Origin of the sequence: Citrobacter sp. RHB21-C05 (assembly GCF_013889015.1) — a bacterium.
Taxonomy (GTDB): domain Bacteria; phylum Pseudomonadota; class Gammaproteobacteria; order Enterobacterales; family Enterobacteriaceae; genus Citrobacter_A; species Citrobacter_A sedlakii.
Genome location: NZ_CP057611.1, coordinates 1,203,494 through 1,218,995, shown reverse-complemented (window position 1 = coordinate 1,218,995; position 15,502 = coordinate 1,203,494). Strand labels below are relative to the sequence as shown.

The following is a 15,502-nucleotide window of genomic DNA, read 5'->3' as shown; positions in this document are numbered from 1 at the left end:
GAAACTGACCGAGAGGATAGCAAAGAAATCTGTAAAATTGGGCGCGGATTTCGTGTCTCGATTCAGTTCTCATTTTTGATATTTTCCTGCCGCGTTGTTCAACACGCCAACGCCAAATTTTGCTTCGCCAACGGCAATATGATGCATAAATGTTAATGAATAGTTTCAATAACACTAAAAAATAACACAAACTGTCTCTGCCAAAGGCTAACTCACTCCAAATTAAATATTAATTTAACCTTATATTATCCAAAAAATAACAATTAAGGGCATTGATCACATTTAGCAAACTTATGATTCATTGCCTCTTCCCTTCGTTGCTAATCTCGTGGCGTGACATGCTCTGGTCCCTACAAAAGGAACAACAATGAAATTCAAACTCGCATTACTCAGTGCCACTCTGGTTTCTGCATGCATGTTGTCCGGCACGTCCTTTGCGGCAGAAAAATATGAAATCGCTGTGGTTGCAAAAGTGACGGGGATTCCATGGTTCAACCGCATGGAAACCGGCGTCAATGAAGCGGCGAAAAAGCTCGACGTCAACGCTTACCAGACCGGTCCGTCAACGCCCGATCCGGCGCAGCAAGTGAAAGTGATTGAAGATCTGATTGCCAAGAACGTGAACGCGATCATTGTGGTCCCGAATGACGCGAAAGTCCTTGAGCCGGTTCTGAAGAAAGCGCGCGATAAGGGGATTGTCGTCCTGACCCACGAGTCACCTGACCAGCAGATCGGTCAGTGGGATATTGAAACCATCGACAGCGAGAAGTACGCGCAGGCGAACGTTGACGAACTGGCGAAAAACATGGGTGGAAAAGGCGGCTACGCCATTTACGTTGGTTCGCTGACCGTACCGTTGCACAACGCCTGGGCCGATTACGCCATTAAGTACCAGAAAGAAAAATACCCTGACATGTTTGAAGTGACTTCGCGCCTGCCGGTGGCGGAGAGCATCGATAAATCCTACGCCACAACGCTGGATCTGATGAAAACCTACCCGCAGATGAAAGGCGTTATCGGGTTTGGCTCGCTGGGTCCGATCGGCGCAGGCCAGGCGGTACAGAAAAAACGGGCGAAAGATAAAATCGCCGTGGTTGGGATCGCGATGCCAGCACAGGCCGCGCCGTATCTGATGCGCGGTGATATCAAGAAAGCGATGTTGTGGGATCCGAAAGACGCTGGTTACGCGCTGGTCACGGTCGCCGATCAACTGCTGCAGGGCAAAGAGGTGACGCCGGATCTGACCATCGACGGTTTAGGGAAAGCCGATGTCGACATGGAAAAGAAAGTGATTCGCTTTAATAAGATCCTCGAAGTCACCAAAGACAACGCACAATCGCTCGGTTTCTAAGGCTTTTTGCCAACACCAGGGAAACCCAACGCCGTTCGTCTGAACGGCGCTATCAATAAAAATTAACACTTAGCGCCCTTCGGGGCGCTCGCAGGGGTATTGTCCATGACAGACACCACCGCATTTATCACTCTTGAGAATATCAGCAAGCAATTCCCGGGCGTGCTGGCGCTGGATAACGTGAATCTGACGCTGAAAAAAGGCGAAGTTCACTGCCTGGCAGGACAGAACGGCTGCGGAAAAAGCACCATCATTAAAGTGATTTCGGGCGTTTATCAGCCGGAAAAAGGGGCGCAGATCCAGTTGGATGGAAAACTGTTCCACCATCTTTCTCCGCAGCTCTCTTCACATTATGGCATCCAGGTGATCTATCAGGATTTATCCCTGTTCCCCAACTTCAGCGTGGCAGAGAACATTGCCGTCAACCGCTACCTACCCGGCGGCGATATCTGGGTACGCCGCGGCGCAATGAAACAACAGGCGCTGGCGGCAATGCGGCGCATTGGCGTGTCCATCGATCCGGACAAAAAAGTCGAAAAGCTGTCGATTGCCGACCGCCAACTGGTGGCTATTTGCCGCGCCATTGCCGCCGAAGCGCGGCTGGTCATTATGGATGAACCTACCGCTTCGTTGACCCGCCAGGAGGTTAACGGCCTGCTGCGGGTGGTAAACGAACTTAAGGCAGATGGCATCTGCGTGGTGTTTGTCAGCCACCGGCTTGATGAAGTGATGGAAGTGGCGGACCGCATCAGCGTCATGCGTGACGGCAAGCTGGTGGGCACGTATCCGGCAAGCGAGCTCGACAGCCACGAGCTGGCGTTCCTGATGACCGGCCAGCGCTTTCATTACAGCCCGCTCCCGGAAAAACCGTCGCCTGAGCAAGAACCCCTGCTTGAGCTACGCAACCTGAGCCGTCGTGGAAAATATCAGGACATCAATTTGTCGCTGCGCAGCGGCGAAATCGTGTCGATTGTCGGGTTACTGGGCGCCGGGCGCACCGAGCTGTGCCTGAGCCTGTTTGGCATGACCCAGCCGGAAAGCGGTGAAATTCGGATCAACGGTCAGCCGGTCCGGCTGCGTAATAACCAGGATGCTATCCGGCATGGGATCGGCTATGTCTCGGAGGATCGCCTGACGCAAGGGCTTATCATGGATCAGTCGATCTATGACAACACCATCGTCACGGTTTACGACAAACTGCATACGCGCAGCGGTCTGCTGGACCATCGCCACGCGCAAAAACAGGTCGCCGGACTGATCCGTGAACTGAACATTAAGGTTTCCGATCCGCAACTGCCGGTAAAAACGCTGTCCGGCGGAAACGCCCAGCGTATCGCCATTGCCAAATGGGTGGCGACCAACCCACGGATTCTGATCCTCGATTCGCCCACCGTGGGCGTGGATATCGCCAATAAAGAAGGGATCTACCAGATCGCCCGCAACCTGGCGGAGCAGGGAATGGCGGTGCTGATGATTTGCGATGAGATCCCGGAAGCCTATTACAACAGCCATCGCGTGCTGGTGATGCGTCGCGGAAAGCTGGTGGCGGAGTTTAACCCGCATCGCTGCTCTGAACAGGATATTGCCGAGGTGGTAGAGGTCATCCATGAATAATAATCGTCTCTCCCGCTTAGCGGGACACCATGAATTTTGGCTCGGCCTGCTGGTGATTGCGCTGGCGGTCGGGCTGAGCATCAAAACCGATGAATTTCTGTCGTTAGGTAACCTGACGGATGTCGCCACCAGCTACGCGATCCTCGGCATCCTCGCCTGCGGGCTGTTTGTGGTGCTGATCTCCGGCGGTATCGATATTTCGTTTCCGGCGATGACCGCCATTGCGCAGTATGCGATGGCAAGCTGGGTTATTGCCCACGGCGGCAACTTTCTGCTGGCCCTGGCGCTGGCCTGCGTCGTCGGGCTGCTGCTCGGCTTGCTCAACGGCTTTCTCGTTTACTGGCTGCGCGTACCGGCGATCATCATTACCATCGCCACGCTTAACGTCTATTACGGTCTGCTGGTTTACGCCACCAAAGGCACCTGGCTGTACGGCTTCCCGGACTGGTTTATGAACGGCATTAACTGGTTTTCGTTCACCGCCGCCGACGGTTATGACTACGGGCTAACCCTGCCATTGTTGTGCCTGGCGGCAGTGATTGTCTTTACCGCCGTGCTGATGAACTTTACCCGCCTGGGCCGACAAATTTACGCGATGGGCGGCAACCGCGACGCGGCCTCGCGCCTCGGTATGAATCTGCTGAAGCTGCATTTCTACGTTTACGGCTACATGGGAATTCTGGCGGGCGTCGCGGCGGTGGTGCAGGCGCAAATCACCCAGTCGGTAGCGCCAAACTCGCTGCTCGGTTTCGAACTCACTGTGCTGGCGGCAGTAGTGCTCGGCGGCACCAGCATGAGCGGCGGACGCGGCACGCTGACCGGTACGCTGCTCGGGGTGATCCTGTTGGCCTTTTTGCAAAACGGCCTGACGCTGCTGGGCGTCTCATCTTACTGGCACACCGTTTTCAGCGGCGCCATCATCCTGGTCAGCATCAGCGCGACGGCCTGGAACGAAAAACGCAAACTGGCAAGGGAGCTCTAAGATGAAAACGATAGCACGCGTTTTACCCGGTGATGCCATCATTCGCCTGCAGTGCGTCATTATTATTGTCGTTGCCGTGATCTTTTCCGCGCTGCTGGGAAGCCGTTTTTTCAGCGCCGCCAATTTCCAGTCCATAGGCTCGCAGTTGCCGATCCTCGGTATGCTGGCGCTTGGCATGGGGATGACCATGCTTACTGGCGGCATCAACCTGTCGATTATCGCGGGCGCTAACGCCTGTTCGCTGGTCATGGCGGCGATCATCGTCAGTCAACCGGATAACCCGCTGTTTCTGGCGCTGGCGCTGCTGGCGGGCGCAGCGGTGGCCGTAGCGATCGGTGTCGTAAACGGGGCGCTCATCGCCTGGGTCGGCGTCTCACCCATCCTGGCGACGCTCGGTACCATGACGCTGATCTCCGGGTTGAACATTCTACTTTCCAACGGCACGGTAATTTCTGGTTTCCCGACAGCGATTCAGTATCTCGGTAACGCCACTGTCGCCGGTATTCCCGTCGCCCTGCTGCTGTTCCTGCTGGTTGCCGTCCTGCTATGGGTTTTGCTGGAGCACACCACGTTGGGGCGCAGTCTTTATCTGATGGGCTCCAACGAGCAGGCGACCCGCTACAGCGGCGTGAATACAGTGCGGGTGCAAATCTCGGTCTATGTCATTTCCGCTCTGCTCGGCTGGGTGGCGGCCATCTTGATGATGGCCAAGTTCAATTCGGCGAAAGCCGGCTACGGCGAGTCGTACCTGCTGGTGACCATTCTCGCCTCAGTGCTGGGCGGCATTAACCCGGACGGCGGCTTTGGGCGCATTATCGGCCTGGTGCTGGCGCTGGTGGTGCTGCAAATGCTGGAGAGCGGCTTTAATTTGCTGGGGATCAGTAGCTATCTGACCATGGCGCTCTGGGGCGCGGTGCTCATCCTCTTTATCGCATTACAGAATCGTAAAGCCTGATTTCAGGAGAAAAATGATGGCGAGTTATTTTATTGGTGTGGATGTAGGAACCGGTAGCGCCCGCGCAGGGGTGTTTGATCTCAACGGCAGAATGGTTGGACAAGCCAGCCGTGCGATTGAGATTTATCGTCCGCAGGCCGATTTCGTCGAACAGTCGTCAGACAATATCTGGCAGGCGGTGTGCAACGCCGTTCGCGATGCCATTAATCAGTCAGATATCAACCCTATTCAGGTCAAGGGGTTAGGCTTTGACGCGACCTGTTCGTTGGTGGTGCTCGACAAAGAGGGACAACCGCTGACCGTTAGCCCGTCGGGGCGCAGCGAGCAGAATATAATTGTCTGGATGGATCACCGCGCCATCACCCAGGCGGAACGCATCAACGCCCTGCACCACCGCGTGCTGGACTACGTTGGCGGTATTATCTCACCGGAAATGCAAACCCCAAAGCTGCTGTGGCTGAAACAGCACATGCCGAACACCTGGGCCAACGCGGGCTATTATTTTGATTTGCCTGATTTCCTGACCTGGCGCGCCACCGGCGACGACACCCGTTCATTGTGCTCCACGGTCTGCAAGTGGACCTATATGGGCCACGAGGACAAATGGGATGCCAGCTATTTCCGCGAAATTGGCCTTGAAGATCTGCTGGAACACGATGCCGCCAAAATTGGCCGCTATGTTAAAACGATGGGCGAACCGTTGGGTCACGGTCTGAGCCAGCGCGCCGCCAGCGAAATGGGACTGATTCCGGGCACGGCGGTGAGCGTGTCGATCATCGACGCCCATGCCGGTACGCTCGGCACCCTGGGCGCCAGCGGCGTGTCGGGCGATGTGGCCGATTTCGATCGCCGGATCGCCCTGATTGGCGGCACCTCGACCGGCCATATGGCGATCTCTAAAGAACCGCGCTTTATCAGCGGCGTCTGGGGACCGTACTACTCAGCGGTGCTACCGGAATACTGGCTTAACGAAGGCGGACAATCCGCCACCGGCGCGTTAATCGATCATATTATTCAGTCACACCCGTGCTACGAAACGCTGCTGGCGCAGGCTACGTCGCAGGACCAAACTATCTATGAAGTGCTCAACGCGCTGCTGCGAAAAATGGCGGGCGAGCCGGAGAACATCGCCTTTTTAACCCGCGATATACATATTCTCCCCTACTTCCACGGTAACCGTTCGCCGCGCGCCAACCCCACCCTCACCGGGGCGATAAGCGGGCTGAAACTATCGCGGACTCCGGAAGATATGGCGCTACAGTATCTGGCCACCATTCAGGCCATCGCGTTGGGAACACGCCATATCATCGAGACCATGAACCAGAGCGGTTACAGTATCGACACCATTATGGCCAGCGGTGGCGGCACCAAGAATCCCGTCTTCGTGCAGGAACACGCTAACGCCACCGGCTGCGCGATGCTGCTGCCGGAAGAGAGCGAGGCGATGCTGTTGGGCGGCGCCATGATGGGCACGATCGCGGCGGGCGTTTTTGAAAGCTTCCCGGAAGCGATGTCGGCGATGAGCCGGATTGGCAAAACGGTGACCCCGCAGACCAACCGCATCAAACAGTATTACGACCGTAAATATCAGGTGTTTCATGAAATGTATCAGGATCATATGAAGTACCGCCAACTGATGCAGGCGGCGTCATGAGCCGCGCATGGCAACAGGCCACCGCCACCTGGACGCTGTATAGCGAGGCGCTGGCCGGACTGGCCGATCATCTGAGCGAGGCGCAGTGGCAGGCGTTAATGGCGGCACTACGCACTTGCCGGGGGAAAATCGCCGTCACGGGCGTCGGCACCTCCGGCATCGCAGCGCGAAAAATCGCCCATATGCTGGCCTGCGTTGAACGTCCGGCGATCTACCTTAACGCCACCGACGCCGCGCACGGCGACCTGGGTTTTTTGGACGCGGACGATCTGGTCATTATGATCTCTCGCGGCGGGAACTCAGATGAGCTAACGCGCCTGCTGCCAGGACTCGCAGCGAAAAATGTACCGATTATCAGCGTCACCGAAAACGCTGACTCCGCCATCGCCCGCGCCGCCCGGCTGGTGATTTCAACAGGCGTTAAGCGTGAAGCCGACCCGCTAAACATGCTGGCGACCACTTCGATTATGCTGGTCATCGCCATTTTCGACGCCGCCTGCGCCTGCCTGATGAGCGAAAGTGGTTACTCAAAAGAGACGCTGTTGTCGGTGCATCCCGGTGGCGACGTTGGATTAACGTTACGCCAGACGCGTTAGCGTTTCCCGCTCCGCCGGCATCGGCGGGGCGTCTTTCAGACAACCGAACGATAAAAAAGCAAAAAATGCGCTTCAGGTGCTGCGTTTCACTCCTTCCTGACGCCCTGTACGTGAAAAATTCTGTGACCTTCCTCAGCAATCCTGACCTAAAGCATTTCATTCGTAATTATTATGGAAAAACTTTAGCTATTCTTATCAAACATACATTCGGGAGGTTCGACAGATGATGCCAACGCTTGCTCCGCCATCTGTACTTTCTGCTCCCCAGCGCCGTTGCCAGGTTTTGCTGACGCTTTTCCAGCCAGGGCAAATTGCCACCGCGGAAACATTCAGCGCGCTTAATGGCGTCGATGATGGGCTTGCCCGCGAAGATGTCACCGAAACGGGACGCGAGATCCAGCGCTATCATCGACTGAGCATCATTTCTGGCCCTGACGGTTGCTACCGGATCGAAGGTACAGCGCTCGATCAGCGCCTCTGCCTGCTGCACTGGCTGAGACGCGGCTTACGGTTATGCCCCCATTTTATTTCCCAGCACTTCTCGCCCGCCCTCAAGCGCGAGCTGAAGCAGCGGGGGATCCTGCGCACGCTCTACGATGACACCAACCTTCACGCGCTGATCAACCTCTGCGCCCGCCGTCTGCAAAAGCCGTTCGAGAGTCGCGACGTGCAGTTTTTACGCCTCTATTTGCAATATTGCCTTTTGCAACATCACGCGGGCATTGCGCCGGAATTTAATCCGATCCAGCAGCGCTGGGTGCAAACATGCGCCGAATATCAGCTCGCCCAGGAAATTGGGCGCCACTGGCAGCGACGCGTGCGACAGGATGCGCCGCTCACGGAGTCGCTGTTTATGGCGCTGCTGTTTTCGATGGTGCGCCTGCCCGATCCGATCCGCGACAACCATCAGCAAAACCGGCGGCTACGGCTGGCCATCGCCCGTCTGGTGCTGCGCTTTCGCGAACTGGGCGCGGTGCGGTTCAACGATGAACAAGGGCTGAACGATCAGTTATACATTCACCTTGCCCAGGCGCTGAACCGCAGTCTGTTCTCGATCGGTATTGATAACACCCTGCCGGATGAATTCGCGCGTCTTTATCCGCGCCTGATGCGCACCACCCGCGAGGCTCTGCGCGGTTTTGAAGAGGAATACGGCGTTGCGTTTTCCGAAGAAGAGACGGGTCTGGTGGCGGTGATTTTCGGCGCGTGGTTGATGCAGGAAAATGATCTACACGAAAAGCAGATCCTCTTACTGACCGGCGATAACCGCATGCTGGAGCAGCAGATAGAACAGCAGCTTCGCGAACTGACGCTACTGCCGTTAAATATCAAACCGGTGCCGATGCGGACATTTCAGCAGGAAGGGTCGCCGCGCGGCGTCGCGCTGATCGTCACGCCTTACACCACGCCGCTGCCCCTGTTTTCACCGCCGCTGATACACGCGGCGGAGGCGTTAACGCCGCACCAGCAACAGCAGATCCGCAAAATGCTGGAGTCAGGCTGAAGCCGTTACTTTTGGCCGCAGCGCCATCGCGGGCAGAGCCACCAGCGCCATCACCCAGAACACGCCGTTGCCCAGATGCTGATAGAGGAATCCGGCAAAGACCGTCATGATGGCGATACTGCCGCCCATCGCCACCGCGGAATAGACCGCCTGCAGGCGAATCACTTCACTCCCCTGCCGCGCGGCGATATAGCGCATCGCGGCCAGGTGACATACGGTAAACGTGCCGCAGTGCAGGATCTGCGCCACAATCAACCACGGCAGCGCGGTGGTCCAGCCCATCAGCGCCCAGCGAATCACGCCGCAGACGGCAGAAAGCAGCAACAGGTCGCGGGCGCTAAAGCGGCGGAACAGCTTTTTGCTAAGGGCGAAGATGACAACTTCCGCCACGACGCCAAGCGACCACAAATACCCTACCGCCGAGGCCGAATACCCGGCCCCCTGCCAGTAAATCGCGCTAAAGCCGTAATAAGCGGCATGCGCCCCTTGCAGCAGGCAGACGCAGGCCAGAAAGCGCCAGCTCTGGGTCACCAACGCTCGCCACGCCGGCCATCCGGCGCTCTCCTGCTGGCGGCTTTCTCCCTGCGGCGGCACGCTCGGACGCAGCAGCATACCGAGCAGCATGGATGCAATCCCCAGGGTGAGCATTACCAGAATCGCCCGATAATCAAACAGACTCACGAGTTTACCGGTTAGCGCCGAGCCGATCACAAAGGCGACTGACCCCCACAGACGCACCCGGCCATAGTCCATCGTGATCTGTTTTTGCCAGGTGTTTGCCAGCGCATCGGTTAACGGCACCAGCGGGGAGAAAAAAAGGTTAAAGCCGACCATCACGACCATCAGCCACGCCACGTGGGTGCCCGCCCAGAATGCCAGCGCGAGCACCAGCGTCAGCAACGCCAGGATGCGCAGCGCTGAAATCAACCGCGACGGGTCGCTGACCCGGGGGGCAATCAACAGGCTGCCAAGAAAACGGGCGATCAGTCCGGCGCCCAGCAGCAAACCGATGGTTTCGGGGGTTAACCCGGCGCCATTAAGCCAGACGCTCCAGAAAGGTAAGAAAATACCGTAGCTAAAAAAATAGGTGAAGTAACCGAGCGCCAGCCAGCGCGTGGAGTGCAAGACCATGATTCCCTCCCGTTTGGAGGCGATAGTCTGGCGATAAACGCAGGCTGACGCAAGCGAACATTAACAGCGAGATAACCTCTTTTTTGCCTTAATCAACGCGGATTTGCAGTGCAAAACGGCACGCTTCTCCCGCACTTAATACACGTAATCCCGGCTGCCCCGGCATGTGGTGGGCGTTAACCGGATGCGACTGCGGCTCAAGGCAGAGGAATGACCGACCCGGCATTCTGAACAGCATCAGCCAGGGAGTTTGCGCTGAAAGCGTGATCTTCATCACGCCATGTCGGATGACCGCCCGTCCTCCCCAGCCGGAATAGCCCACATTCAGCCAGCGATCCGCGCCATTATGCGCCCGGCTGAAATCCGCTTCTGGCGGAATGTCGCTGCGCCAGGCCAACGGCAGGTGCTGTTCCCCTTCCGGCCAGTAGCCGCTGGCGGAAAACTGCGCTGTACTTTGCGCGTCAAAAGCAAACCAGGGATGAAACCCACAGCCGTAAAGCATCGGTCGCTGACCCTGATGGGTTATCGAGAGCTGCGCCGCCAGCGTTGCGCCGTCGAGAGCGTAACGCAAGGTGGCCCAATAATCGTAGCCGCAGGGGTGCTGGCTTCGCAGACGCAAAACGCAGTGCTGATCGCCAGCGTCGGCCACCTCCCAGCGTTGACGCCAGCCGTCTCCGTGCAGCCAGAACGTGGGGTCAGCATCATGCAAGGGCAGTTGAACGTCGCCGTCGCGCTGGGAAAAACGGTTTCCCGCCACACGGTTAGCCACCGGCAACATGGGAAACAGCCCACCCGCGCCGTCGCCTGTATACAATACTGGCTGCTGATGTGGTAACGAAAACAGCGTCAGCAGCCTGCCTCCTTGCGGATCCACGCGCATCCGCAGATGCGCGTTTTGCAGCGTCAGCGCGGTGCTCATGAGCGTGCGCTTTTCTGCTGCGCCGACGGGCTGGTTTTCAGCTGTTTAGCCGCCAACTGTTCTTCCAGCGCTTCCAGCGTCACGCCTTTGGTCTCCGGCACGTTACGCAGGATGTACAGAAAACCCATCGCGCAAATCACGCCATAGAGCAGGAAGCTGCCTGCCGCGCCGAGTCCGGCATTGAGCAGCGGAAAGGTATACGTCAACAGGAAGCAGGCGATCCACAGCGCCAGCGTCCCCAGCGACATCGCCAGACCGCGCACCCGGTTGGGGAAAATCTCGGAAAGCAGCACCCAGGTTACCGGGGCAAGGGTTATGGCATAGATCGCGATCGCCGCCAGTACCAGAACCAGCACCGGCCAGCCCATGATCCCCATGCCATACGCGCCCGCAATCAGCACATAGATGACAGTCAGACCGGATGCGCCAAACAACATCAGTTTGCGTCGACCAATTTTGTCGACCAGCGGCAGTGCGGCAAGCGTAAACACCAGGTTAATGATGCCGGTGGCGACGATGGATTTCAGCGTACCGTTAATGTCGAAGCCCGCAGAGGCGAAGATCTCCTGGGCATAGTTGAAGATCACGTTGATCCCGCACCACTGCTGGAACACCGCAAGCACCATCCCGATAACCACGATCGGCTTGATCTGCGGCTGTAGCAGCGTCGACCAGGCGACTTTATGGTTATCTTTACGCAGGGAGTGTTCAATCTCTTTCAGCGTCTGCCCGGCGTACTCCGTACTGCCAATCCGCTTTAGCATCGCGCGCGCCCGCTCCGGTTTCCCCGCCTTCACCAGCCAGCGCGGCGACTCCGGCACAAAAAACATCAGCACCAGAAACGCCAGCGCCGGAACAAGCTCGGCGCCAAACATCCAGCGCCAGCCGGTCTGACCGTTCCAGCTTTCCACGATGGCCTGTTGCGTCGCGCCTGGCGCGACGGGTTCGGCGATCAGCAGGTTGATCAGCTGCGCCGCGAGCACGCCGATCACAATAGTTAACTGGTTAACCGCCACAAAGCGACCGCGCTTTTCCGCCGGACTGACCTCGGCGATGTACAGTGGACTCAGGGCTGAGGCCAGGCCGATCCCGATACCGCCGACGATGCGGTAAATAACAAACATATCGAAATTATGGGCAACGGCGGTTCCCCATGCCGAGGCGCTGAACAGAATGGCCGCGAGGATCAGCGGCATTTTGCGACCGAACTTGTCGGCGCACCAGCCGGAAATCAGCGCGCCAAAAATACAGCCCACCAGCGCGGAACTCATTGCCCAGCCGGACTGCACCGGATCGGTAATGGAAAAGTACGCTTCATAAAAGGGCTTTGCCCCACCAATGACCACCCAGTCATAGCCAAACAATAAACCGCCGCAGGCCGCAACCAGACAAATGGTCCAGACGTAGCCGATATTCAGGTGTGTCTGCGCATTATTCATGTTGATTCCTCTTTCAGGGAAACGCAGGGAACAGGAGGTTATCGGTGGTGTTTCCACCACCGGTTCAGGGTTTAGTTCCATAACGCCAGGGGGATGACGTGGCGCAGGAGCAGCGCTTTGTCATGCGCCGGATTCGCCTGCAATAATGCGTCGAACGCCTGCTGGCTGGCGGTAAGATTGCCCAGCCCCAGATGCCCTAACGCGGTGATAAACAGACAGTGCTGTTGGTGCTTCGCCGCCGCGGGCGTATCAAGCACCACCAGATCCGGCAACGAAACGGCGAAGAAGTCCACCTCTGGCACGTTGTCACGCTGAGTTTCAACCCAATGCAGGAAGCTCTGGAACAACCGCTCCGCAGCGTGATGCTCGCCCAGCGCCTTCAGCGCCATGCCCTGCCAGAACAAGTAATCCACCGGTTGATCGTTATAATAGCGGCCGGCATCAAGCGAACTGCCGCCGCGCGTCGCTCGCGCAAAATAGCGCTGCGCCTCGTCGTGATGCCCCTGTTGCTGCGCGCAGTAGCCAAGCAGATACCAAATGTCATTATCCGTTTGCCCCGGCAAACGCCCCTCGCCCAGGTTATGCGGATAGCTCAGCGCCTGTTGCAGCAGGTAGACCGCATTCTGGTACGCGCCTTCGCCGATCGCTGCCAGCGCCCGATGCATCTGGTTGATCAGGTACTGGCCGGTCGCCTTCCCTTCGCCCCCTTCCCAGGGATGGAATGCCCGCTCGCGCAGGACCTTCGCCGCCGCCTCGTAGTCGCCCAGTCCGTTCCACAGGCTGAGCAATTCCACAGTGAGATCGTCGCGCTGAAAAACAACGGACTGGCGCGAGACCAGCTGTTGCAGACGCTGTGCAGCAGGGGTAGCCAGCAGTTTGTCGAGGTAATCCCGTTCAAACAGGAAGCGGGCGTTGTCCGGCTCCAGCGCCACCGCCTGCGAAAGGTACTGTCGCGCCAGTACGGCATCCTGCTGTTTATTCCATGCGTAGATGCCTAGCAGACGATGCACCGGTGCGAAATCCGCTTCCTGCGCAAGCGTGAATTGCCAGCAGGCCAGCGCCGCATCGTAACGGCGTTTGCTGTACCAGAAGCAGCCGAGTAAATATTGCGCCCACGGGCTGTCCGGTAGCGTTTGCAGCATTTGCACTTCGTCGAGCGTATTCGGGAAGCGCACCCGGTTGTGCAGACAGGCGCGTGACCGATCAATCAACGACTGCGGGTTATCGCTCAGGGATGCGCGCCAAAGCAACGGCAGCGTTTCCTGGCTGTCCAACAGCTCCAGCACGTCGCTCGCAGCGTCTTGCTGACCACAGGAGAGCAGCCAGCCCGCCAACTCACAGGCGTTAGTACCGCGTCGTCCCGTGATGGCAATCAACGCATCTTTCGTTGACTCGTCGCGGCTCACCGCCCAGCGCGCATAGTGCAGCGCGTAGCTGAGCGGATAATCGCGAAGCTGCTGATCGATCCAGGTCAGCGCGTCAGCTTCACGGCCCAGCTTCGCCAACACCAGCGCCTTTAACCCCATCGCCAGGTTGTTGCTACCGTTAACGCGCAGGCTTTGATTGACTTTGTCCAGCGCGTCCGCGTAATTTCCCCGCCGCATCGCTATTCGCGCCAGCGACCAGAACGCGGCATCCCGACAGTTCCCGCTCCAGCTCGCTTTAAAGTAGTGATCCCATGCCGCGTCGAAATTCCCCTGCCGCTCCAGCGCGGCGGCAAGCAACATGCTGGCTTCGCCGTCACGCGGGTTTTTGTTGAGCTTGTGCGCCCGCGCCAACGCGGCGCTCGCACACTGTGCCGCCAGCGTCCAGTCCGCGCGGTTTAGCGCCAGCGAACCCAGCGCGACGTTGTTGCGATAATCCAGCGGATCCACCTCCAGCGCCCGACGATAGTAATCCTCGGCATAACGGCTGGCATGGTTATATTGCTCCAGGTGCTGACCAATAAAGTAGAGCTCATCGGTATTGGAGAGCGCTTCCGGCATCGCCGGCGCCGTTGCTGCCGACGGCAGGGGAACCTCCCCGGCGATGTGTTCTTCGTATTTCAGCCATTCCCGTCCATCAGGATGGCTTACCGTCATCGTGATCCGGTCCGGGCCGTTTTCCACGATCCGTGTCATCCAGCTCTGGCCCGGCGCCAGCGTCAGGGTGGTTTCATAAAAAGGCGCGCCCTCTGCGCTGAGCGTCACTCGCGCCTCATGCAGCGGCGCGATGGCGTAAACGCCAACCGACAGAGCGCCGTCTTCACGCACCAGACGGAGCGCCAGATCGGTGCTGGCATTCTGTACCATGCCCAGTTCGCTGTAAGGAAGGAAGTTCTGGACGAACACCTTTTCTTCATAAGGCGCAAGCCAGGTAAAATCCGGCTGGTTATCAGTGAAAACGCCGGTCATCAGTTCGATATACGGGCCGTTATCATCGGTCAGGTTACGATCCCAGGCGACGCCAAAATCGCCGTATCCCCAGGTCCACTGTTTTTTACCCGGTGAAACGTGATGATCGGCCACATGCAACAGGCCACCACGTTCACCGTGATGCCAGGCGCCGACAAAGTCATAGTCTGACTTTTCCGCCATGTAGGAGGTCGGAACCGGCACGTTTTTGTAGCGGGAGATATCCACGCCCGCCGAGTAATCGACTTTATAGTAGGTGCCGGTGGCGATCGGAAAAGCAGAAACGTCGCGCTTGCCGTGGTCAAATACCGCCGTCACGTCCGGCGGAAATACGCTCTGATGATCGTCCCCCCCCTTCACCGCCGGGTTAGCCCACCACAAAAAATGGCGCGGTGTCGCGTTGCCGTTGAATACCTTACCGGTGATTTCAATCAGCGCGCGATCCGGATACAGCGTAAAACCAGCCATAACCTGCAAACCGCGCATCGGCTCCACCTCGCCCATCCAGACGGTTTGTTCGCCGTTTTCACCCGCCTGGACGGTGAAATCCACCGGCATAAAGGTGGTGGGACGGTGGTGCTGCGGCCAGTTAAACTCAATGCCGCCGGAGATCCACGGCCCCAGCAAGCCGACCAGCGCGGGTTTCACCACTTCGTTGTAATAGACAAAATCGCGCGCCCGCACTTTGTCGTAAGCGCGATGAATACGTCCACCCAGCGCCGGTAGCAGCATGACGCGGATAAAATCGTTCTCCATCCACACGGCCTGATACTCACGCATCTCACGTTTGCCGGTCAGCGTATCAATAACGCCATACGGATACACGGCGCCGGAAGAGCCCTGGTAGACGCGCTTTTCAAGAAACATGGGGTTTGGATCTTCTTCCCCCACCGTCCAGGTCGGAAGTGATAAGGTTTCCTGCCAGACCTTAACTGAACCGTACATGCTGCCTCCACTCAATGAA

11 protein-coding genes are annotated in these 15,502 nt (G+C 57.8%); 7 read left to right on the top strand and 4 right to left on the bottom strand.

The annotated features are described in order from the left end of the window. Nucleotides 1–367 precede the first annotated feature (367 nt). The 7 genes from HVX72_RS05845 to csiE all read left to right on the top strand — a co-directional run bounded on the left by HVX72_RS05845 (nucleotide 368) and on the right by csiE (nucleotide 8,656). Nucleotides 368–1,351, top strand: a complete 984-nt coding sequence (locus HVX72_RS05845; protein WP_060570492.1) for an autoinducer 2 ABC transporter substrate-binding protein — start codon at nucleotides 368–370, stop codon at nucleotides 1,349–1,351. A 105-nt stretch (nucleotides 1,352–1,456) separates the two neighbouring features. Beyond that, the gene (locus tag HVX72_RS05840) at nucleotides 1,457–2,965 is read left to right on the top strand and encodes a sugar ABC transporter ATP-binding protein (protein WP_181822750.1); all 1,509 of its coding nucleotides are present in this window, start codon (nucleotides 1,457–1,459) and stop codon (nucleotides 2,963–2,965) included. Further along, nucleotides 2,958–3,947, top strand: coding sequence for an ABC transporter permease (locus HVX72_RS05835; protein ID WP_042291441.1), 990 nt, complete (start codon nucleotides 2,958–2,960; stop codon nucleotides 3,945–3,947). The genes HVX72_RS05840 and HVX72_RS05835 overlap by 8 nt, the downstream gene beginning before the upstream one ends. Nucleotide 3,948: 1 nt before the next feature. Further along, the gene (locus HVX72_RS05830; RefSeq protein ID WP_060570489.1) at nucleotides 3,949–4,902 is read left to right on the top strand and encodes an ABC transporter permease; all 954 of its coding nucleotides are present in this window, start codon (nucleotides 3,949–3,951) and stop codon (nucleotides 4,900–4,902) included. 16 nt (nucleotides 4,903–4,918) lie between these two features. Then, nucleotides 4,919–6,556: an FGGY-family carbohydrate kinase gene (locus HVX72_RS05825; RefSeq protein ID WP_042291448.1), complete on the top strand. Its 1,638-nt coding sequence runs from the start codon at nucleotides 4,919–4,921 to the stop codon at nucleotides 6,554–6,556. Further along, on the top strand, nucleotides 6,553–7,152 hold the full coding sequence (locus tag HVX72_RS05820) for an SIS domain-containing protein (protein WP_181822749.1): 600 nt from the start codon (nucleotides 6,553–6,555) through the stop codon (nucleotides 7,150–7,152). Before HVX72_RS05825 ends, HVX72_RS05820 begins: the two co-directional genes overlap by 4 nt. Before the next feature lie 223 nt (nucleotides 7,153–7,375). Continuing rightward, nucleotides 7,376–8,656: a stationary phase inducible protein CsiE gene (csiE, locus tag HVX72_RS05815; RefSeq protein WP_181822748.1), complete on the top strand. Its 1,281-nt coding sequence runs from the start codon at nucleotides 7,376–7,378 to the stop codon at nucleotides 8,654–8,656. On the opposite strand, the gene HVX72_RS05810 is transcribed toward csiE, so the two are convergent. The 4 genes from HVX72_RS05810 to HVX72_RS05795 form a co-directional block, all read right to left on the bottom strand. After that, complete coding sequence (locus HVX72_RS05810; protein ID WP_181822747.1) at nucleotides 8,648–9,787, bottom strand: 3-phenylpropionate MFS transporter; 1,140 nt, start codon at nucleotides 9,785–9,787, stop codon at nucleotides 8,648–8,650. The genes csiE and HVX72_RS05810 overlap by 9 nt on opposite strands. An 88-nt stretch (nucleotides 9,788–9,875) precedes the next feature. After that, nucleotides 9,876–10,706, bottom strand: a complete 831-nt coding sequence (locus HVX72_RS05805) for an aldose 1-epimerase (RefSeq protein WP_060570485.1) — start codon at nucleotides 10,704–10,706, stop codon at nucleotides 9,876–9,878. After that, nucleotides 10,703–12,145, bottom strand: a complete 1,443-nt coding sequence (locus tag HVX72_RS05800) for a sugar porter family MFS transporter (protein ID WP_181822746.1) — start codon at nucleotides 12,143–12,145, stop codon at nucleotides 10,703–10,705. Before HVX72_RS05800 ends, HVX72_RS05805 begins: the two co-directional genes overlap by 4 nt. A 71-nt stretch (nucleotides 12,146–12,216) precedes the next feature. Then, nucleotides 12,217–15,483 (bottom strand): DUF5107 domain-containing protein, encoded by a 3,267-nt coding sequence (locus tag HVX72_RS05795; protein WP_181822745.1) that lies wholly within the window; start codon nucleotides 15,481–15,483, stop codon nucleotides 12,217–12,219. Nucleotides 15,484–15,502 lie beyond the last annotated feature (19 nt).